Genomic DNA, 19,089 nt, shown 5'->3' on the forward strand with positions numbered 1-19,089 from the left:
GGAGGGTCAGGCGGCCCGGAGCGCCGGACCGGCGGTGATGGAGCGGGAGCCCCGCCCGATGGCGACGGTGCCGGACTGGACCATCTCCTTGATGCCGAACGGTTCGAGGTCGCGCAGCAGCGCGTCCAGCTTGTCGGGGGTGCCGGTCGCCTCGATGGTCAGCGTGTCCGGTGCGACGTCCACCACCCGGGCGCGGAACAGGTTGACCGTCTCCAGCACCTGTCCCCGGGCGTTGCGGTCGGCGCGGACCTTGACCAGCAGGAGTTCGCGGGCGACCGACACCTGCGGGTCCAGCTCGACGATCTTCAGTACGTTTACCAGCTTGTTGAGCTGCTTGGTGACCTGCTCCAGCGGGGACGACTCGGCGTTGACCACGATGGTGATCCGGGAGACGTCCGGGTTCTCGGTCTCGCCGACGGCGAGGCTGTCGATGTTGAAGCCCCGCCGGGAGAACAGGCCGGACACCCGGGCCAGGACACCGGGCTTGTTCTCCACGAGCACGCTGAGGGTGTGCATGGTCATCAGATGTCATCCTCGTCGAAGGCCGGGCGGACGCCACGGGCGAACATGATCTCGTCGTTGCTGGTGCCGGCGGCGACCATCGGCCACACCATGGCGTCCTTGCCGACCACGAAGTCGATGACCACCGGGGCGTCGTTGATGGCCATCGCGGCCTCGATCGTCTTGTCGACGTCCTCGGCCGTCTCGCAGCGCAGGCCGATGCAGCCCAGCGCCTCGGCCAGCTTCACGAAGTCGGGGATGCGGTGCTTGTGCGTGCCGAGGTCGGTGTTCGAGTAGCGCTCCCCGTAGAACAGGGTCTGCCACTGCCGCACCATGCCCAGGTTGCCGTTGTTGATGACGGCGATCTTGACTGGGATGCCCTCCAGCGCGCAGGTCGCCAGCTCCTGGTTGGTCATCTGAAAGCAGCCGTCGCCGTCGATGCCCCAGACCACCGTGTCCGGCTTGCCGACCTTGGCGCCCATGGCCGCCGGCACCGCGTACCCCATCGTGCCGAGACCGCCGGAGTTCAACCAGGTATACGGCTTCTCGTACGAGATGAACTGGGAGGCCCACATCTGGTGCTGGCCGACGCCGGCCACGTAGATCGCGTCCGGGCCGGCGATCTCGCCCAGCCGCTTGATCACGTACTGCGGCGACAGGGTGCCGTCGGCCGGCTCCTCGTACCCCAGCGGGTAGCGCTTGCGCAGGTCGTCGAGCTGGGTCCACCAGTCGGCGAGGTCCGGGCGGTGCCCGGCCGCCTGCTCGGTGGTGACCGCCGCGATCAGCTCGTCGATGACGTGCTTGGCGTCGCCCACGATCGGCACGTCCGCGTGGCGGTTCTTGCCGATCTCGGCCGGGTCGATGTCGGCGTGCACGACCGTCGCGTCCGGGGCGAACGAGTCCAACCGGCCGGTGACCCGGTCGTCGAACCGCGCGCCCAGCGCGACGATCAGGTCCGCCTTCTGCAGGCCGTAGACCGCGGCCACCGTCCCGTGCATGCCGGGCATGCCCAGGTGCTGCTTGTGCGAGTCGGGGAACGCACCGAGCGCCATCAGCGTGGTGACCACCGGGATGCCGGTCGACTCGGCGAGCTTGCGCAGCCCCTCGGTGGCGCCGGCCTTGAGCACACCGCCGCCGACGTAGAGCACCGGCCGGCGGGCGCCGGCCATCAGCCGGGCCGCCTCCCGGATCTGCTTGCCGTGCGGGTGCAGCGTCGGCCGGTAGCCGGGCAGGTCGAGCGCCGGCGGCCAGGCGAACGTCGTGGCGGCCTGGAGGACGTCCTTGGGGATGTCCACCAGGACCGGGCCGGGTCGGCCGGTCGAGGCGAGGTGGAACGCCTCGGCGAGGACCCGGGGGATCTCGTCGGCGTCCTGGACCAGGAAGTTGTGTTTGGTGATCGGCAGGGTGATGCCCTGGATGTCCGCCTCCTGGAACGCGTCCGTGCCGATCGAGGGCCGCGCGACCTGGCCGGTGATCGCGACGAGGGGCACCGAGTCCATGTACGCGTCGGCGATCGGCGTGACCAGGTTCGTCGCGCCGGGGCCGGAGGTCGCGATGCAGACGCCGACCCGACCGGTGGCCTGGGCGTAGCCGGTGGCCGCGTGCCCGGCGCCCTGCTCGTGCCGGACCAGGATGTGCCGGACGGTGGAGTCGTAGAGCGGGTCGTACGCCGGCAGGATCGCGCCACCGGGGATGCCGAAGACGACGTCGACGCCGAGCGCTTCGAGGGACCGCACGAGGGAGCCGGCGCCGGAGACCTGGGCCGGGGCGGGGGTGCGTACCCCCGGGACGGTCGGGGCGGCCGCGGCGCGGACGGCCTGGTCGGCGTCGCGCGCCGGCTCGGCGGCCGCGCGGGCCCGCCGGGCGGAGTTGGCGAGGGTCTCGGGCGTGGGTCTCGTCATGGCGGTTCAGGCCTTCGGCTGGAGTGGGTGCGGCTTTGTCATGCGGTGGAACGCGGGCGGGGCCCGCACCGACGGGGTCTGACGGCAACAAAAAAGCCCTCGTGCAGGATGCACGGGGCCAGCGCACTCTCGGTGAGGGAGAGCGCGCTCAGGTAAGTACTCGCAGCGACCGGTACGACGACATGTGGTCAAGCCTGACGGATCTCACGCGATGAGTCAACTGATCCCACATGTTGGTTAATGGATCTTGCGAAATCCCCCGTTCGGGTGGCTCGTAGCACCCTGTTCGGCCTGCTCAGAGACGGGCGGCCGCGGACCGGGAAGAGCCGGCAGCCGCCGGGGCGGTGTCGGACCGCCCGGTGGGGCGGGCGGCGCCGAGGTCGGCGCGGGGCGCGCGTTCGGCGACGTGGCCGCCTCCAGCATCGCCTCCAGGTGCTCGGCCGGAACCCCCCAGCCGAAGGCCGCGCCCTGACCGAAGCGGCAACCGGCCGCCACGACCGCGGCCAGCTCGGTCGGGCTCGTGACGCCCTCCGCGATCACCTCCAGGCCGAGCTGGTGCCCCAGCCGCATGACGATGTCGACCATCGGGGCGAAGGCCGGCCCGTCGGTGCCGACCGGCCGGACCGGCTCGTGCTCGGCGACCAGGCTGTGGTCGATCTTGAGGATGTCGATCGGGAGGCGGCGCAACTGCCCGAGCGAGGAGTAGCCGGCACCGAAGTCGTCGAGCGCGATCCGGACCCCGGTCCGCCGCAACGCGGTCAGCCGGCGGATCAGCTCGTCCAGGTCGGTGGCGACGGCGTGCTCGGTGACCTCCAGCACCAGACGCTGCGGCGGGACGTGGTGGGCGCGCAGCGCCTCGGCGACCTGGACCACGTACTCCGGAGCGTGCAGCTCCCGCGGCGAGACGTTCACCGACACCCACACGTCGTGGCCGTCGGCGAGCCAGCGGGACAGCTGGTGGCAGGCCTGGTGCAGCACCCACTCCCCCAGCTTGGCGATCATCCCGCACTCCTCGGCGAGCGGGATGAACTCGTCCGGACGGACGTTGCCCAGCTCCGGGTGGTGCCACCGGAGCAGCGCCTCGGCGCCGACCGGACGCACCGAGGGCAACGAGGCGACCGGCTGGAACGCCAGCCGCAGCTCGTCGCGCTCGATCGCGCCGCGCAGCTCGTGCTCGAGCGTGGTACGCCGGCGCAGCAGCTTGTCGTACGCGGCGTCGTACCGCTCGATCCGGTTCTTGCCGCGCTGCTTGGCGTACCGCAGGGCCAGGTCCGCGTGGCGCAGCAGCAGCTCGACGTCCGGCTCGCCGGCCCAGCCCGCGGTGCCGATGCTCACCGACAGGAAGACCGGCCCCTCGGGCTGGTCGTACGCCGCGCCGAGCACCCCCAGCAGCCGCTCGCCGACCCGGTCGCCGTCGGCCGGGCGGCCGGGCATCAGCACGGCGAACTCGTCACCGCCGAGGCGCGCCGCCACGTCGCCCGGGCGCAGGTTGCCGCGCAGCCGCCGGCCCACCTCGGCCAGCACGGCGTCGCCCGCGTCGTGGCCGCGCATGTCGTTGACGTTCTTGAAGCCGTCCAGGTCGAGGGTGAGCAGGACGCAGGCGGTGCCGGCCTCGGCGCAGTGGTGCAGGGCCCGCAGCAGACCCCGCCGGTTGGCCAGGCCGGTCAACGGGTCGGTGTGGGCCAGCTCCCGGAAATGGGCCTCCCGCTCGGCCAGCCGGCCGGCGTACCTGCGGACGTCGTGCAGGGTCAGGTACTGGCGGGCCACCAGCGCGAAGCCCTCCACGCTGCCGGCGACGATGCTCAACGCGTCGAAGCGGCCGTCCTGGAGCAGGTGGTACATCGCCGAGGCGGCCATCGCGAACATCGGCAGGAACGCGTAGTCGCTGTCGCGGCGGATCACGTCGACGTCGAACCGGCAGGGCGGGTCGAGCCGGCGGGCGGACAGCGCGACGGTCAGCAGCCCGGCGGCGAGCACCAGGGCCCCCACCAGCGCGAACGCCGGGCCGGCCTGGCAGAGCCCGGTGGCGATGCCGAGCCCGCCGACGGTCACCGCGCTGACGCCGCCGGTGAGCGGCGCGAGCCGGAGCCGCGGGGGCGGGGAGCGGAAGACCACGATGACGGCGAGGCCGGCGGTCAGCGCCGCGCTCACCGTGGCGAACAGGATCGGCTGGCAGGCCATCGGGGTGGCGTCGCCGAGCAGCCGGGTCGGCTCGGAGAGGAGCACCCAGCCGACGAACCAGAACGCGGTGGCGATGATCACGCCGTCCAGCGCCAGCCGGGCGGCCGTCGCGCCGGTGGGCGCCACGCCGGGCAGCCGCAGCACGCCGGCCGCGAAGACGAGCCCGCTGGCCGCCGTGATCAGCGCCACCACCTCGGCCCAGCCGGTACGCCGGGCCTGCCCGTGGTGGACGTGCCCGGCCGCCTCCAGCGCCACGGCGCACCCGACCAGCACCGCTACCAGCCCGACGCCGGCGGCTGCGGCGAGGAGCACGTACGCCTGGCGCGGCCCGCCGGACCGCCGACGCGCGCCGACGGCCAGCAGCGCCACGGCGGACACGGCGACGAGCGCACTCAGCACCGCTACGGCGAGCATGCCCGGGGGTGACAGCACGCCCTCAACTGTGCCGGATCGCCGCCCTTCGTGGGATACCGGGTGTGCATCTGTTGGGACACGGCGTGCGCGGGGAACCACCACCCGGGCGGGAGTGCCAGACTGGTACGCATGCCTGAGCTGCGGTCGAGGACCTCCACCCACGGTCGGACGATGGCCGGCGCCCGGGCCCTGTGGCGGGCCACCGGGATGACCGACGACGACTTCGGCAAGCCGATCGTCGCCATCGCCAACAGCTTCACCCAGTTCGTCCCGGGTCACGTACACCTCAAGGACCTCGGCGGCCTGGTCGCCGACGCGGTCGCCGAGGCCGGCGGGGTGGGCCGCGAGTTCAACACGATCGCGGTCGACGACGGCATCGCGATGGGCCACGGCGGGATGCTCTACTCGCTGCCCAGCCGGGAGCTGATCGCCGACGCAGTGGAGTACATGGTCAACGCGCACTGCGCCGACGCCCTGGTCTGCATCTCGAACTGCGACAAGATCACCCCGGGCATGCTGCTGGCCGCGCTGCGCCTGAACATTCCGACCGTGTTCGTCTCCGGCGGCCCGATGGAGGCCGGCAAGACGGTCGCGATCGAGGGCGTGGTGCACTCGAAGATCGACCTGATCGACGCGATGGTCGCGGCGTCCAACGAGGCCGTCACCTCCGAGCAGCTCGACGCCATCGAGCGCTCGGCCTGCCCGACCTGCGGCTCCTGCTCGGGCATGTTCACCGCCAACTCGATGAACTGCCTCACCGAGGCGATCGGCCTGGCCCTGCCGGGCAACGGGTCGACCCTGGCCACCCACGCCGCGCGCCGGTCGCTCTTCGTCGAGGCCGGCCGCACCGTCGTGGAGATCGCCAAGCGGTGGTACGAGGGCGACGACGCCTCGGTGCTGCCCCGGTCGATCGCGGGGCGGCCGGCATTCGAGAACGCGGTCGCCCTGGACGTGGCGATGGGCGGGTCGACAAACACGATCCTGCACCTGCTCGCCGCCGCCCGGGAGGCGGAGCTGGACTTCGGCGTCGCGGACATCGACGCCATCTCCCGGCGGGTGCCCTGCCTGGCCAAGGTCGCGCCGAACTCGCCGCAGTACCACATGGAGGACGTGCACCGCGCCGGCGGCATCCCGGCCATCCTCGGCGAGCTGGACCGCGCCGGCCTGCTCAACCGGGACGTGCGCGCCGTGCACTCGCCCGGCCTGTCCCAGTGGCTGGCGGACTGGGACGTGCGCGGCGGGTCGGCGACACCGGAGGCGGTGGAGTTGTTCCACGCCGCCCCGGGCGGGGTCCGTACGACCGAACCGTTCTCCACCACCAACCGCTGGTCGTCGCTGGACACCGACGCCGCGGGCGGCTGCGTCCGGGACCGCGAGCACGCGTACACGGCCGACGGCGGGCTCGCCATCCTGCACGGCAACCTGGCGCCGGACGGCTGCGTCGTGAAGACCGCCGGCGTGCCCGAGGAGTGCCTGACGTTCCGTGGTCCGGCCAAGGTGTACGAGTCCCAGGACGACGCGGTGTCGGCGATCCTGGCGAAGGAGATCGTCGCCGGGGACGTGGTGGTGATCCGGTACGAGGGCCCCCGGGGCGGGCCGGGCATGCAGGAGATGCTCTACCCCACCTCGTTCCTCAAGGGGCGCGGGCTGGGGCGGGCCTGCGCACTGCTGACCGACGGGCGGTTCTCCGGCGGCACCTCCGGCCTGTCCATCGGGCACGTCTCCCCCGAGGCGGCCTCCGGCGGCCTGATCGCGCTTGTCGAGGAGGGTGACGAGATCGTCATCGACATCCCGGCCCGCTCCATCGAGTTGAACGTGCCCGACGACGTGCTCCAGGCCCGCCGGATCGCCCAGGAGAAGCGGGACCGCCCGTACACGCCGATCGACCGGCAGCGGCCGGTCTCGGCGGCGCTGCGCGCGTACGCCTCGATGGCCACCTCGGCCAGCGACGGCGCCTACCGCCGCGTCCCCGAGTGAAAGGAAGGGCCCCTTCTTAACGTCTCCGGTAGAGCAGGGGCCCCTTCTTGACGCGCCGGGTCGGGTGCCGGCAGGTGCCCGAGCGCGACCGCCCGGGCGTACCCGATCGCGGCGGGCGTGTCCGCGAAGACCAGCCCCTCGCGGCGCAGCCGGTCGGCCACTCCGAGGGCGCTGAGCACCTGGTCGTGGCCCGGGGTGATGCCGGAGACCAGCACCACGATGCCGCGCCCCCGCAGCCGGTCGATGGCGTCGCCGAGCACCTGCGCCCCGGTCGCGTCGATGGTCGACACCCGGGACATCCGCAGGATCACGACGCGGACGTCGGCCACCTCGGCGAGTTGCAGCAGGAAGTTGTGCGCGGCGGCGAAGAAGAGCGGCCCGTCGAGCCGGTAGGCGACGATGTGCTCGGCCAGAAGGGCGTGTTCCTCGGCGCTGTGCTCGCCCGGGTCGAGCGGCACCTGTTCGAGCCTGGCACTGCGGGCCACCGCCCTCAGGGCCAGGACCACCGCCACGGCCAGTCCGGCCACCACCGCGGTGACCAGATCCCAGACGACCGTGACGGCGAAGGTCAGCACCAGCACCACGGCGTCGGCCCGGGTGGCACGCAGCAGCGCCCGCAGGGACCCGGCCTCGACCATCCGGACCGTCGTGGCCAGCAGTACGCCGGCCAGCGCGGCGAGCGGGATGCGACCGACCAGCGGGGCCGCCGCGAGCACGATGAACGCCAGCGCGACCGCGTGGGTGAGCGCGGCGAGCTTCGACGCGGCACCGGCGCGTACGTTGACGGCGGTGCGGGCGATGGCGGCGGTCGCCGGGATGCCGCCGAAGACCGGTGCCGCGAGGTTGGCCAGCCCTTGCCCGAAGAGCTCCCGGTCGGGGTCGTGCCGCTCGCCGACCGTCATCCCGTCGGCGACCGTCGCCGAGAGCAGGCTCTCCAGCGCGGCGAGCGCGGCCACCGCGAGCGCGCTGGGCAGCAGCACCCCCAGCGCGCCCAGGTCGAGGAAGCCCAGCGAGGGCGCTGGCAGCCCCTGCGGCAGCGCGCCGATGCGGACCAGGTCGACCGGGACGAGTTCGGCGACGAGCGTCGCGGCGGCGACGCCGATGAGGGAGAACGGCAGACCGGGCCGGCACCGGGCGCCCAGCAGCATCAGGGCCGCCACGCCGAGCGCCACGGCCAGGGCCGCCGGCCGCGGGTCGGCGACGAACCGGGCGACCGCGTCGGCCGCCACCGCCCAGACCTTCTCGCCGTGCGCGTCGGTGACCCCGAGCGCCGCCGGGACCTGCTGCAGGGCGATGACCACGGCGATCCCGGCGGTGAAGCCCTCGATCACCGGGGTCGGCAGGTAGCGGACGTACCGGCCCAGGCGGGCGAACGCGAGCGCGATCAGCAGCATCCCGGCCATGGCGCCCACCATCAGGACGCCGGCGGCGCCGAACTGGTGCACCACCGGCACCAGGACCACGGTCATCGCGCCGGTCGGGCCGGAAACCTGGAGGTTGGACCCGCCGAAGATCGCGGCCACCGCGCCGGCGACGACGGCGGTGACCAGCCCAGCCTCGGCGCCGAGGCCGGAGGTGACGCCGAACGCCAGCGCCAGCGGCAGCGCCACCACCGCCACCGTCAGGCCGGCGAGCAGGTCGCGCTTCGGCGAGCGGCGCACGGCCGCCCAGTCGGCCCGGCCGGGCAGCAGCCCGAGGAACCGGGTCACCGGTCCTCGCCGCGCAGCTCGTCGAGGAGCGCGTCCCGGTCGGTGAGCACCGCGCCGAGGATGCGCCGCCCGGCGGCCAGCAGGTCGGCCACGTCGGGGGTGCTGAGCGCGTACATGACCAGCGAGCCGTCCCGGTACGACGTCACCATGCCCGCGCGCCGCAGCACGGCCAGCTGCTGGGACAGGTTGGACGGCTCGACGTCGATGGCGGCGAGCAGGTCGCGGACGGGTTGCGGGCCGTCCTGCAGCAGCTCGAGCACCCGGATACGGACCGGGTGGCCGAGAGTGCGGAACAGCTCCGCCTTGGCCTGGTACAGCGGCACCGACACGTGATCCCCTCCCCAACGACTTGGCAACTTTAGCAGTTGCGGAATTCTTCAAGTCGGCAGCCGTCGAGGGTTGTTAAGAAGGGGCCCCTCCTCTACCGGAGGCGTTAAGAAGGGACCCTTCCTTTCAGTCGTTCACGCAGCGGAGGACGGGGTGGGTGGTGAGGGCGGCGGCGTCCAGCGGGCCGGCGGCGCGGACCGTGAACGTCGCCGACTCGCCGGGGAGCAGGGTCACAAGCGCCTCGTCGACCTCGGCCGCCGGGTCGAGGCGGTCCGGGAACAGGGTGAGGTCGCGCAGGATCGTGCGCGCGGTCACCCGGACCCGGAGGCCGCCGCCGGCCGGCTCGACCGTCGCGTCGTACTCCGCCGCCGGCCACATCACGTCGCGGTCCTCGGCGAAGAACCACAGCGCCCGTCCGGTCTCCTCGTCCGTCTCGGCGAGCAGCAACTCCGCCCGGGGCTCGTCCGGCCGCGCCAGCTCCGCCGCCAGGGCCCGCACCCCGGAGGAGTACGCGGGCACCGCCAGCTCGACCGCCGCCTTGGCCCGGGGCTCCCCGGCCAGCGTCAGCCGGGTCACGGTGGCGGTGACGCGCCACGGCTCCCCGGTCTCGTTGACCGCCACCAACGCCAGCCCGCCGTCGTGGGGCTGGACGGTGAGCAGCCGATCGGCGTACGCGCGGCGCAGCGCGTACCACAGCGGCTTGCGGCGCCCGTCGCCGTCGACGGCGGACCACGAGGTGACCGGCCAGCAGTCGTTGAGCTGCCAGACGATCGTGCCGGCGCAGCGGTCCCGGTGGGCGCGGAAGTGCTCCACCCCCACCTGGATCGCCCGGGCCTGGGTGAGCTGGGTGTGGTAGTGCCAGTCGGCGAAGTCCCGCGGCGGCGGCAGGTGGGCCTCGATGCCCCGCCGCAGCTTGCGGTCCCCGTCGGTGGCCTTCTGGTGGTGGGCCATCCCGGGCGAGTCGGGTGCCAGCGGCTCGTCGGACAGCACCCGGCGCAGCGTCGCGTACGCCGGCGGCGCCTGCCAGCCGAACTCGGCGACGAACCGGGGCACGTACGCGCGGTACTTCGTGTAGTCGTCGGTGTTCCAGACGTCCCAGATGTGCGTGGTCCCGTACGCCGGGTCGTTGGGGTGGATCTGCTCGCTGCCGGACCAGGGGCTGCCCGGCCAGTACGGGCGGGTCGGGTCCAGGTCGGCGACGGTCCGGGGCAGCAGGTCCAGGTAGTAGCCCCGGCCCCAGGTGCGCCCGGCGAGCGGCTCCTGCCAGTCCCAGTCGTGCCAGCCCCAGATGTTCTCGTTGTTGCCGGTCCACAGCACCAGCGACGGGTGCGGGGCGAGGCGGACCACCTGCTCGGCCGCCTCGGCGGCCACCTCGCCGGCGAACGGCTCCTCCTCGGGGTACGCGGCGCAGGCGAAGAGGAAGTCCTGCTGCACCAGTAGGCCGCGCTCGTCGGCGAGGTCGTAGAAGTCCTCCGACTCGTACCGGCCGCCGCCCCAGACCCGCAGCAGGTTGACGTTGGCGTCGGCGGCCTGGTCGAACCGCCGGGCCAGCCGGTCCCGGGTGATCCGGGTGGGGAAGACGTCGTCCGGGATCCAGTTGGCCCCCCGGACGAAGACCGGCACGTCGTTGACGTGCAGCGCGAACGGCGCGCCGTGCGCGTCCGGGGTGGTGTCGATCCGCACCGACCGGAACCCGATCCGCCGCGACCAGGTGTCGAGCACCGCGCCGTCGCCGTCGTCGAGAACCACGTCCAGGGCGTAGCGCGGCTGGTCGCCGTACCCTCGGGGCCACCACAGCTCGGCGTCGCGGACGGTGAGGGCCAGCACGGCCGTGCGCTCCCCCGCCTCGATCCGCGCCTCGGCGCCGGTCCCGCCGACGGTGGCCCGGACGCGCAGCGGCCGGTCGGCGGCCCGCTCGACCTCGACGTGCAGGTCGACCCTGCCGTGCCCACCGTCCACTGTGATTAGTGGGCGGACGGTCGCCAGCCGCGCGGTCGACCAGCCGTGCAGGCCGATCTCCCGCCAGATACCGGCGGTGACCAGGGTCGGCCCCCAGTCCCAGCCGAAGTTGCAGGCCATCTTGCGGATGAACGGGAACGGCTCCGGGTAGGCGTTGGGCCGGTCGCCGAGCCGGTCGCGGTGCGCCTCGGCGTACCGGTAGGCGGAGTCGAAGCGGATCGCGAGCCGGTTCTCCGTCGCCCGCAGCAGCGCGGTGACGTCGAAGCGGTAGCCGCGGTGCATGTTCTCGGTTCGGCCGACCTCGACGCCGTTGAGGGTCACCGTGGCGACGGTGTCCAGGCCGGCGCAGACCAGGTCGAGCCGCTGGTGGTCCCCCGACGGCCGGTCGAAGGTGGTCTCGTACACCCAGTCGGTGCGCCCGATCCAGGCCAGGCGCGTCTCGTTGTCGTCCAGGTACGGGTCCGGGATGAGCCCGGCCGAAAGCAGGTCGGTGTGGACGCAGCCGGGGACGGTGGCGGGCACCGCCCGGTCGGCGATGCCGGCCGGCACCTGCGGCCCGGGTAGCGCCCGCAGGGTCCAGCCCTCGTGCAACGGGATCACGACTTCACCGCACCTTCCATGATTCCGCGGACGATCTGACGTCCACCGATGAACAGCATGACGAGCAGGGGCAGGGTGGCGATCAGGGCACCGGCCAGCACCCGGCGGTAGAGCACGTAGTTGCCGCTGGCCAGGTCGGACAGGGCCACCATCGAGGTCGGGTAGTCGGTGCCGCCGAGGGTGATCAACGGCCACTGGAACTCGTTCCAGGTGGCGACGAAGGTGAGCAGCCCGAGCACCGCCATGGCCGGCCGGACGGCCGGCACCACCACGCTCCAGAAGATCCGCATGGTGGTGGCGCCGTCCACCCGGGCGGCTTCGATGAGTTCGTCGGGGACCGCCTCGAGGATGAACTGCCGCATGTAGAAGACGCCGAAGGCGCTGACCAGGCCGGGCACGATGACGGCGAGCAGGGTGCCGTTCCAGCCGCCCTCGCCGGGCATCTTCCCCATCAGGATGTAGAGCGCCACCACGCCGAGCTGGTTCGGCACCGTCATGGTCAGGATCACCATGACCATCAGCGCGTGCCGCCCCTTGAAGCGGAGTTTGGCGAACGCGAACCCGGCCAGCGAGCAGAAGAAGAGCACCGAGGCGGTGACCACGGACGAGACGATCACGCTGTTGACCAGGGACTGCATGAAGAAGACGTCCTGCATCGAGAAGACCTCGCGCAGGTTCGTCAGCAGTTGCCCGCCCGGCAGCACCTGCGGCGGGATCTTCGCCAGCGCCTCGTCGGTGTTTGTGGCGATGACGAACATCCAGTACAGGGGAAACGCCGAGAAGGCGATCACCACCGCCAGGAACAGGTAGCTCCAGCCGCTGCCCGGCGTGTTCTGCGGGGCCCGGCCCATCAGGGCGGCCCGCCGCCGGTCCCGGCGGCCCGACACGGTGGCCGTCATCGCTGTCCCCCTCTCGTTCGCGACTGCGGGGCTCGCAAGCTCACTCCTCGCGCTCACCGGCCACCTCCCAGGCGGTTGGTGATCAGCGCGTTTCCGGCCGCGACGATCAGGATGATCAGGAAGAGAGCCCAGGACATCGCGGCGGCGTACCCGAGATTGAGATCGCGCCAGCCGACCTTGTAGATGAGTTGCGCGATGGTCTGCCACTCCCCGTCCGCGCCACCGGTGGCGAGTGCCGGATTGGAATCGAAGAGCATCGGCTCGGTGAACAGCTGGAGCCCGCCGATTGTGGACAGCACCACGGTGAAGATCACTACTGGCCGGATCATCGGCACGGTGATCCGCCACAGCTGCCGCCACGGCCCGGCACCGTCGACCGCCGCGGCCTCGTACACGTCGCGCGGGATCGACTGCATGGCGGCCAGGTAGAGCAGTGCGTTGTAGCCGATCCACTTCCAGTTGACCATCGTGGCGATGGCGATCCAGGACGACCACTTGGCCGAGCGCCAGTCGATCGGCTCGGTCTCACCGATGCCGAGCAGCGACAGCGCCCAGTTGGCGATGCCGGTGTCCCGGGCGAACACCACCGAGAAGATCAGCGTCGAGGCGGTGACCGGCGTGATGTACGGCAGCAGCACGCCCACCCGGAACCAGGTCTGCGCCCGCAGCCGCCGGTTGAGCAGGGACGCCACGACCAGCGCGAGCAGCAGTTGCGGCACGGTGGAGAGCAGGAAGATGCCGAACGTGTTGTAGAGGGCGTTCCAGAAGTCGCCGTCGGTCAGCAGCCGTTCGAAGTTCGCCAGCCCCGCCCAGCCGGTCAACGTCGGGTCGTCCAGCCGCCAGTTGCGCAACGCGACGACCGCGTTGAACGCGATCGGGAAGAGCCCGAAGACCGCGAAGAGCAGGAAGAACGGGGCGATCAGCAGGTACGGCACGTACCGCGTGTCGAAGCGGTACAGGCGGTCGCGCAGGGACACCGGCGCGCGCTGCCCGCCGGGCGCCGCCGGCGCGGTCCGCCGCGCGGCGGGCGGGACGGCTCGGGTGGTGGACATCGGGACCTCCAGGCAGGGCGGCCGGCCGGGCGGATCCGGGGATCCGCCCGGCCGGGACGCGTACGGTCAGGACTTGGCGGCCTTCTCGGCTTCCTTGACCGCCTCGGCCCACGCCTGGTCGGGCTTGCCCTTCAGGTTGCCGGTGGCCAGGCGGTTGATCACGTTCTCCACCGCGACCCGGGTCGGGCCGTTCTTCTTGCCCAGGTACTGCGGGGTCAGGTTCTCCGCCGTCTTGGCGAAGATCTGGCCGACCGGGGCGTTGCTGAAGAACGGGTTGGTGAAGTCCTTGATCGCCGGGTCCTGGTAGAGCGCCGGCTGCGAGGGCAGGTTGCCCACCTGCTTGAAGATCTCGATCTGCTGCTCGGGCTGGATCAGCCACTCCAGGAACTTGTACGCCTCGTCGACGTTCTTGCCCTGCTTCGGGATGGTGAGGAAGGAGCCACCCCAGTTGCCGCCGCCGCCCGGGATCGCGGCGACGTCCCACTTGCCGCTGGTGCCGGGCGCGGTGTTCTTGATGTGCCCCTGCATCCAGGCGGGGCAGGCGAGGACGGCGAAGTTGCCCTTCACGAAGCCGCTGTTCCACTCGGGCGAGAACGCGGCGAGGTTGGCCGACAGGTCCGCGGCGATCATCTTCGCCGCCACGTCGAAGGCGACCTTCGGGCCGCCGTCCATCCGCAGGGTCTCGTTCTCGTCGTAGAAGCCGACCTGCTGCTGCCCGAGGACCGGGTTGAAGATGTTGGTGGCCGAGTCGATGAACTTCTTGCCGCTCTTGGCGGTGTACTGCTGACCGACCGCGACGAACTGGTCCCAGCTGGGCCAGAGGGCGGACACCTGGTCCCGTTCGGTGGGCAGGCCGGCGGCCTTGAACAGGTCGGTGCGGTAGCACATGGCCAGGCCGCCGACGTCGGTGCCGAGACCGATCTGCGTCTTGCCGTCCGGCGTCAAGGTCTGCTTCCACTTCCAGGGCAGGTAACTGCTCTCGTACTTGCCGGCGCCCTTGTCGAGCAGGTTGACGAACTTGTCCGCCTGGCCCCGGAACTGGATCACGAAGCCCTCGTCGATGGCGGCGATGTCGGGCGCGCCCGACCCGGCGATGAGCTTCTTCTGGAGGTCCTCGTGCTGGGCGTTGTACTCGCCGGTGTTGAGGCTGATCTTGACGTTCGGATTGGCGTCCTCGTACTTCGCCTTGAGCTCGTCGAGTCCGAAGTCGCCCCAGAAGTTGATTTTGAGGGTGACCGGGCCGCCGGGCTCGGAGCCGCCGCCGCCACTGTTGCCACTGCACGCCGCCACCAGGACCAGACTCACCGCGCCGACCGCGGCTGTCCCGGCCCACCGGGTCAGGGATCGCGTCATCACATCCTCCACAGCAATCTTGGAAACGCTCCCGTCATCGAGAGACGTCTACTGAACCGGATAAGTGACGCCACCGTACGAGCACCCTGCCACCGTGTCAACGGTCGATCAACCGGGAGGTCCGCCGGTAACCTGCTCGCGACCTGCCCGGCACGGAACAAGAGCGGAGGCGGGGCATCTGCGGCGGCGGCGCGCGGCGGCCGGCATTCCGCGCGCGCCTGCCCTGTCGTAGGCTGAACCGAGCAAGTGATCAATGCCGCCGGCGGGGCCGGCGGGACACCCAGGGGGCGCCGGTGAAGCGGCCGACAATCGCCGACGTGGCACGGCGCGCCGGCGTGTCGAAGGGCGCGGTCTCCTACGCGCTGAACGGCCAGCCCGGCGTCTCGGAGGCGACCCGCCAGCGCATCCTCGCCGTCGCGGCGGAGATCGGCTTCAGCCGCAGCAGCGCCGCGCGGGCGCTCTCCGGGGCCACCTCGGACGCCGTCGGCCTGGCGCTGTGCCGGCCGGCGCGCACACTCGGGATCGAGCCGTTCTTCATGGAGCTGATCAGCGGCGTCGAGGCGGAACTGTCCGCCCGGTCGTACGCGCTGACCCTGCAGATGGTCGCCGACCAGGACGCGGAGATCGCGGTCTACCGCCGCTGGTGGGGCGAGCGGCGGGTGGACGGCGTCCTCGTGTGCGACCTGCGCACCGACGACCGGCGGGTGCCGGCCCTGGCGGAGCTGGGCCTGCCGGCCGTGGTGATCGGCGGTCCCGGCGGCACGGGTGAACTCGCCAACGTGTGGTCCGACGACGCCGCCGCCCTGGTGGAGACCGTCGAGTACCTGGTCGCCCTCGGCCACCGCCGGATCGCCCGGGTCGGCGGGCTTCCGGAACTGCTGCACACCGCGATCCGCACCGAGGCGTTCACCGAGGTGTGCCGGCGGCTCGACCTGGCCGACGCGGTGACCGTGACCTCGGACTACACCGGCGAGGAGGGCGCCCGGGCCACCCGCCGGCTGCTCAGTTCACCGGCCCGACCCACGGCGGTCGTCTACGACAACGACGTGATGGCGATCGCCGGGCTGTCGGTGGCACAGGAGATGGGGCTCGCCGTTCCGACCGATCTGTCCATCGTGGCCTGGGACGACTCGCCGCTCTGCCGGTTGGTGCACCCGCCGCTCACGGCGCTCGGCCGGGACATCCCGGCCTACGGCGCGCACGCCGCGCGGCAGTTGCTTGCCGTGATCGGTGGGGCGACCGTCGGCGGGGTCCAGGACGAGACCGCCCACCTCACCCCTCGCGGCAGCACCGCGGCGCCGCCCCGCACCGGCTGAACCGATTCAGCCGAGCGTCACCGGGACGCGAACGGGAACTCCTCGAAGTACGCCTCGACCCGCTCCGCGGTCGCCGGGCGGGCGAGGGCGAACCCCTGCCCGTAGCGGCAACCGGCGAGGCGGGCCGCCTCCACCTGCTCCTCGGACTCCAGCTCCTCCACCACGATCTCCAGCCCGAGCCGCTCGCCGACACTCACCACCACGTCGATCAGCGGGCGGTCGGCGGTGCGGTCCACCAGCTGCGGCCCGACCTTGAGCAGGTCGATCGGGAGCCGGCGGAGCTGGGCGAGGGAGGCGTGCTCGGCCCGGAAGTCGTCAAGCGCCGTCCGTACGCCCAGCGACCGCAGCCCGGCCAACCGCGCCACCACCGTCGGCAGCTCCGCCGCCACCGCGGGCTCGGTCACCTCGATCACCAGGCGCTCCGGCGCCAGCCCGTACGCGTCGAGCACCGCCGCCGTCCGGGGCACGAAGTCCGGCCCGGTCAGTTCCCGGACGCCCACGTTGATCGCCATCCACAGTTCCCGCCCGCTCCCGCTCCAGGTGGCCAGGTGCCGGCAGGCCCGCTCCAGCACCCAGCAGCCCAGCTCGCCCAGCACGTCGAGGTCCTCCGCCACGGGCAGCAGTTCCGCCGGCAACACCGTGCCGAGGACCGGGCTGCGCCAGCGCAGCAGCGCCTCCGCCCCCACCGGATGCCGGTCGGCCAGCCCGAGCACCGGCTGGAACACCAGGTCCAGCTCGCCCCGGGCGACCGCACCCGGCAGCTCCCGCTCCAGGTCCAGTCGGCGGACCAGTTGCTCCTCCAGGTAGGCGTCGTACCACTCGACCCGGTCCCGGCCGAGCTGCACGGCGCGCCGGCGGGCCAGCTCGGCCTGGCGGAGCACGTCCTGCGGGTCGGTTCCGCCGGTCTCGGCCAGCCCGATGCTCACCTGTGGGCGCAGCACCGCACCGGGCACCTGGTACGGCTGATTCAGGGCGGCGACCAGCCGGGTCCCCAGCGCGTACGCGAGCACCGGCCCGACGTCGGTCGCCACCGCGAACCCGGCGCCGGTCACGTCGGCCACCAGGTCGCCCGGGCCGAGCACCGCCCGGGTCCGCCGCGCCACCTCGTCCACCACCCCGGCAGCGGTGAGGTGTTCGGCCGACCCGCCGGCCGGCGCGTGCAGCTCCACAAGCAGCAGGGCACCGGACGGCGGGGGCACGTCCCGCAGCGCGGCGAGTGCCCGCAGCAGCGCGCCGCGGTCGCCGGTCCGGACGGGCCGGTGCGCGGACGCCGGACCACCTCCACCGGTCGGCGCCGACGGCCGGGAGTCGTCGTTCGGGGTCGTCGCCGGTTCGGGCACGAAGGGCCGGCGGCCGGGGCGCAGCAACTCCCGGAGCACCAGCGGCGGGACCGCGGCGAGAGCGAGCAGCACGGCGACCGGATCGGGTGCCAGACCGGAGCCGAGCCACCAGGCGGTCGCCGCCACGACGGCGGCGGCCGGTACCACGGCCCTCGGCCACACCACCGTCGGCCGCGGGGGCGGGGCCGGCTCCGGACGCAGCGCGCGCCGCGCGCCCGCCGCGGTCAACAGCATCCCGCTCACCAGCGGCGGTACGGCCAGCAACCCGGCCCGATCGGGCAGGTCACCCGCCGTCAGCGTGGCGAGCAGCACCAGCCCGGTCAGCGTCAGGGCCGCGCCGCTCCGGCAGCGGGCCGTGCCGCCGGACCGGCGCGGCCCGGTCAGCGCGGCCAGCGCGGCGACGACAAGCGCGCCGATGGCGACCGCCGCACCGAGGCGGGCCGGCGCGGCGGCGGCGTTGCGGGGCAGCAGCAGCCACCCGGCCAGCGCCAGGCCGGCACCCGGCCCGGCCGCGTCGGCGAGGCGACGCAGCCGGATCGGCGCACCCGCCCGCCCGGTCAGCGCGGTCAGGCCGGCGGCGAAGAGCACGGCGGCGACGACCAGCCCGGTGACGGCGACGACCGGCCGGTGCGGCGGGCCGGTGAGGGGCAGGACGGCGGCGGTCAGCCCGGCCGCGACGACGGCCGCGTCGAGCAGGGCGGCGACCCGCCGGGGCCGCGCCGCGCGGCGCCGGGCGGCGGCACGGGTGTCGCCGTCCTGAAGGACAGGCCGGTGCGGGTCGGCGGCGAGCCGCGACAGCCGGGTGCCGGCGAGCGCGCTGCCCGCCGCGGCGGTGAGCGCCACCACGCCGAGGGCGGGCAGAGGTCCGGCGGCCGCGGCGAGCAGGAGCAGCGAGACCGCCGCGAGGACGACGGTCTCCGGCAGGGCCGGTCGGCGGGCCGGGGCACGGAGCGGGTACGCGAGGGGCACGGCGATCGCCTTCGTGAGGGGGCACGGGGGCGGTGCGGCGGTGCGGGGCACGGACGACGGGTCCGCCGCCCAATCGTCGACAACGAGCCGACGCCCGGGCGGTGACGCTGAATTCAGCGTGACCTACATCACCATCCGGCAGTCGGCCCGCGCGGGCAACCCGGCGGGGCCCGGGCCCGGCCCGGGTGGGATCATCGCGGGGTGAGCAGTCCCGACGTCGTCCGGTTCCGGCACAACCAGGCCATCGTGGTCGCCGCCGTGATCGCCTTCTTCGGTGCCCTGCCCCTGGCCGCCGCCCGGTGGTACCTGCTGCCGGTGCTGCTCGTGCCTCTCTCCGTGGGCGTGTGGGCGTGGCGGGCCGGCACCGACGCCGACTCCCGGGAACTGCGCCTGCGGGCGCTGACCGGGCAGCGCCGCGTCGGCTGGGACCGGGTGGTCGAGCTGTCCGCCGACGGACGCGGCCGGGCGGTGGCCCGCCTCGACGACGGCCACGAGGTCCAACTGCCCGCCGTCCGCCGGGGCGACCTGCCCCGGCTCGTCGCCGCCACCGGCCAGACCCTGCCCGGCACGACCGAGTCGGCGGAGTGATCG

The 19,089-nt window shown here is 73.1% G+C and carries 13 protein-coding genes; 3 read left to right on the plus strand and 10 right to left on the minus strand.

Annotated elements, in window-relative coordinates:
• Nucleotides 1-6: 6 nt before the first annotated feature.
• From ilvN to ABTW87_RS04350, 3 genes are all read right to left on the minus strand, one after another.
• Complete coding sequence (ilvN, locus tag ABTW87_RS04340) at nt 7-522, minus strand: acetolactate synthase small subunit (RefSeq protein ID WP_073832451.1); 516 nt, start codon at nt 520-522, stop codon at nt 7-9.
• Entirely contained in the window at nt 522-2,402 is a 1,881-nt protein-coding gene (locus tag ABTW87_RS04345) for an acetolactate synthase large subunit (protein ID WP_350648391.1), read from the minus strand. Before ABTW87_RS04345 ends, ilvN begins: the two co-directional genes overlap by 1 nt.
• Before the next feature lie 237 nt (nt 2,403-2,639).
• The gene (locus tag ABTW87_RS04350; RefSeq protein WP_350648393.1) at nt 2,640-5,015 is read right to left on the minus strand and encodes a putative bifunctional diguanylate cyclase/phosphodiesterase; all 2,376 of its coding nucleotides are present in this window, start codon (nt 5,013-5,015) and stop codon (nt 2,640-2,642) included.
• A gap of 111 nt (nt 5,016-5,126) precedes the next feature.
• Between ABTW87_RS04350 and ilvD the strand changes: the two genes are divergently transcribed.
• Complete coding sequence (gene ilvD / locus ABTW87_RS04355; RefSeq protein ID WP_350648395.1) at nt 5,127-6,974, plus strand: dihydroxy-acid dehydratase; 1,848 nt, start codon at nt 5,127-5,129, stop codon at nt 6,972-6,974.
• Here ilvD and ABTW87_RS04360 read toward each other — a convergent pair.
• The 6 genes from ABTW87_RS04360 to ABTW87_RS04385 form a co-directional block, all read right to left on the minus strand.
• Nucleotides 6,953-8,683: a SulP family inorganic anion transporter gene (locus tag ABTW87_RS04360; RefSeq protein ID WP_350648397.1), complete on the minus strand. Its 1,731-nt coding sequence runs from the start codon at nt 8,681-8,683 to the stop codon at nt 6,953-6,955. The genes ilvD and ABTW87_RS04360 overlap by 22 nt on opposite strands.
• Nucleotides 8,680-9,012, minus strand: a complete 333-nt coding sequence (locus ABTW87_RS04365; RefSeq protein ID WP_350648399.1) for an ArsR/SmtB family transcription factor — start codon at nt 9,010-9,012, stop codon at nt 8,680-8,682. Before ABTW87_RS04365 ends, ABTW87_RS04360 begins: the two co-directional genes overlap by 4 nt.
• Nucleotides 9,013-9,136: 124 nt before the next feature.
• Nucleotides 9,137-11,569, minus strand: coding sequence for a glycosyl hydrolase 2 galactose-binding domain-containing protein (locus ABTW87_RS04370; RefSeq protein ID WP_350648401.1), 2,433 nt, complete (start codon nt 11,567-11,569; stop codon nt 9,137-9,139).
• On the minus strand, nt 11,566-12,468 hold the full coding sequence (locus ABTW87_RS04375) for a carbohydrate ABC transporter permease (protein WP_350648403.1): 903 nt from the start codon (nt 12,466-12,468) through the stop codon (nt 11,566-11,568). Before ABTW87_RS04375 ends, ABTW87_RS04370 begins: the two co-directional genes overlap by 4 nt.
• A gap of 53 nt (nt 12,469-12,521) precedes the next feature.
• The gene (locus tag ABTW87_RS04380; RefSeq protein ID WP_350648405.1) at nt 12,522-13,520 is read right to left on the minus strand and encodes a carbohydrate ABC transporter permease; all 999 of its coding nucleotides are present in this window, start codon (nt 13,518-13,520) and stop codon (nt 12,522-12,524) included.
• Nucleotides 13,521-13,586: 66 nt separating this feature from the next.
• Nucleotides 13,587-14,873 carry an ABC transporter substrate-binding protein gene (locus ABTW87_RS04385; RefSeq protein ID WP_350648406.1) on the minus strand — a complete coding sequence of 429 codons (1,287 nt, stop codon included), beginning with the start codon at nt 14,871-14,873 and terminating at the stop codon, nt 13,587-13,589.
• A 293-nt stretch (nt 14,874-15,166) separates the two neighbouring features.
• Between ABTW87_RS04385 and ABTW87_RS04390 the strand changes: the two genes are divergently transcribed.
• Nucleotides 15,167-16,189, plus strand: coding sequence for a LacI family DNA-binding transcriptional regulator (locus ABTW87_RS04390; protein ID WP_350648408.1), 1,023 nt, complete (start codon nt 15,167-15,169; stop codon nt 16,187-16,189).
• A gap of 17 nt (nt 16,190-16,206) precedes the next feature.
• Here the strand turns inward: ABTW87_RS04390 and ABTW87_RS04395 are convergent, their stop codons facing one another.
• Nucleotides 16,207-18,498, minus strand: a complete 2,292-nt coding sequence (locus ABTW87_RS04395) for an EAL domain-containing protein (RefSeq protein WP_350648409.1) — start codon at nt 18,496-18,498, stop codon at nt 16,207-16,209.
• A 201-nt stretch (nt 18,499-18,699) separates the two neighbouring features.
• Between ABTW87_RS04395 and ABTW87_RS04400 the strand changes: the two genes are divergently transcribed.
• Complete coding sequence (locus tag ABTW87_RS04400) at nt 18,700-19,086, plus strand: PH domain-containing protein (RefSeq protein ID WP_350648411.1); 387 nt, start codon at nt 18,700-18,702, stop codon at nt 19,084-19,086.
• The last annotated feature ends 3 nt before the right edge of the window (nt 19,087-19,089 follow it).

The sequence above is a fragment of the Micromonospora sp. NPDC126480 genome, assembly GCF_040302465.1.
Lineage (GTDB): Bacteria > Actinomycetota > Actinomycetes > Mycobacteriales > Micromonosporaceae > Micromonospora.

Excerpts from the sequence above, each read along its gene's own strand:
- ilvN (WP_073832451.1), bottom strand. The coding sequence starts at position 522 with ATGACCATGCACACCCTCAGCGTGCTCGTGGAGAACAAGCCCGGTGTC.
- ABTW87_RS04345 (WP_350648391.1), bottom strand. The coding sequence starts at position 2,402 with ATGACGAGACCCACGCCCGAGACCCTCGCCAACTCCGCCCGGCGGGCC.
- ilvD (WP_350648395.1), top strand. The coding sequence starts at position 5,127 with ATGCCTGAGCTGCGGTCGAGGACCTCCACCCACGGTCGGACGATGGCC.
- ABTW87_RS04375 (WP_350648403.1), bottom strand. The coding sequence starts at position 12,468 with ATGACGGCCACCGTGTCGGGCCGCCGGGACCGGCGGCGGGCCGCCCTG.
- ABTW87_RS04380 (WP_350648405.1), bottom strand. The coding sequence starts at position 13,520 with ATGTCCACCACCCGAGCCGTCCCGCCCGCCGCGCGGCGGACCGCGCCG.
- ABTW87_RS04385 (WP_350648406.1), bottom strand. The coding sequence starts at position 14,873 with ATGACGCGATCCCTGACCCGGTGGGCCGGGACAGCCGCGGTCGGCGCG.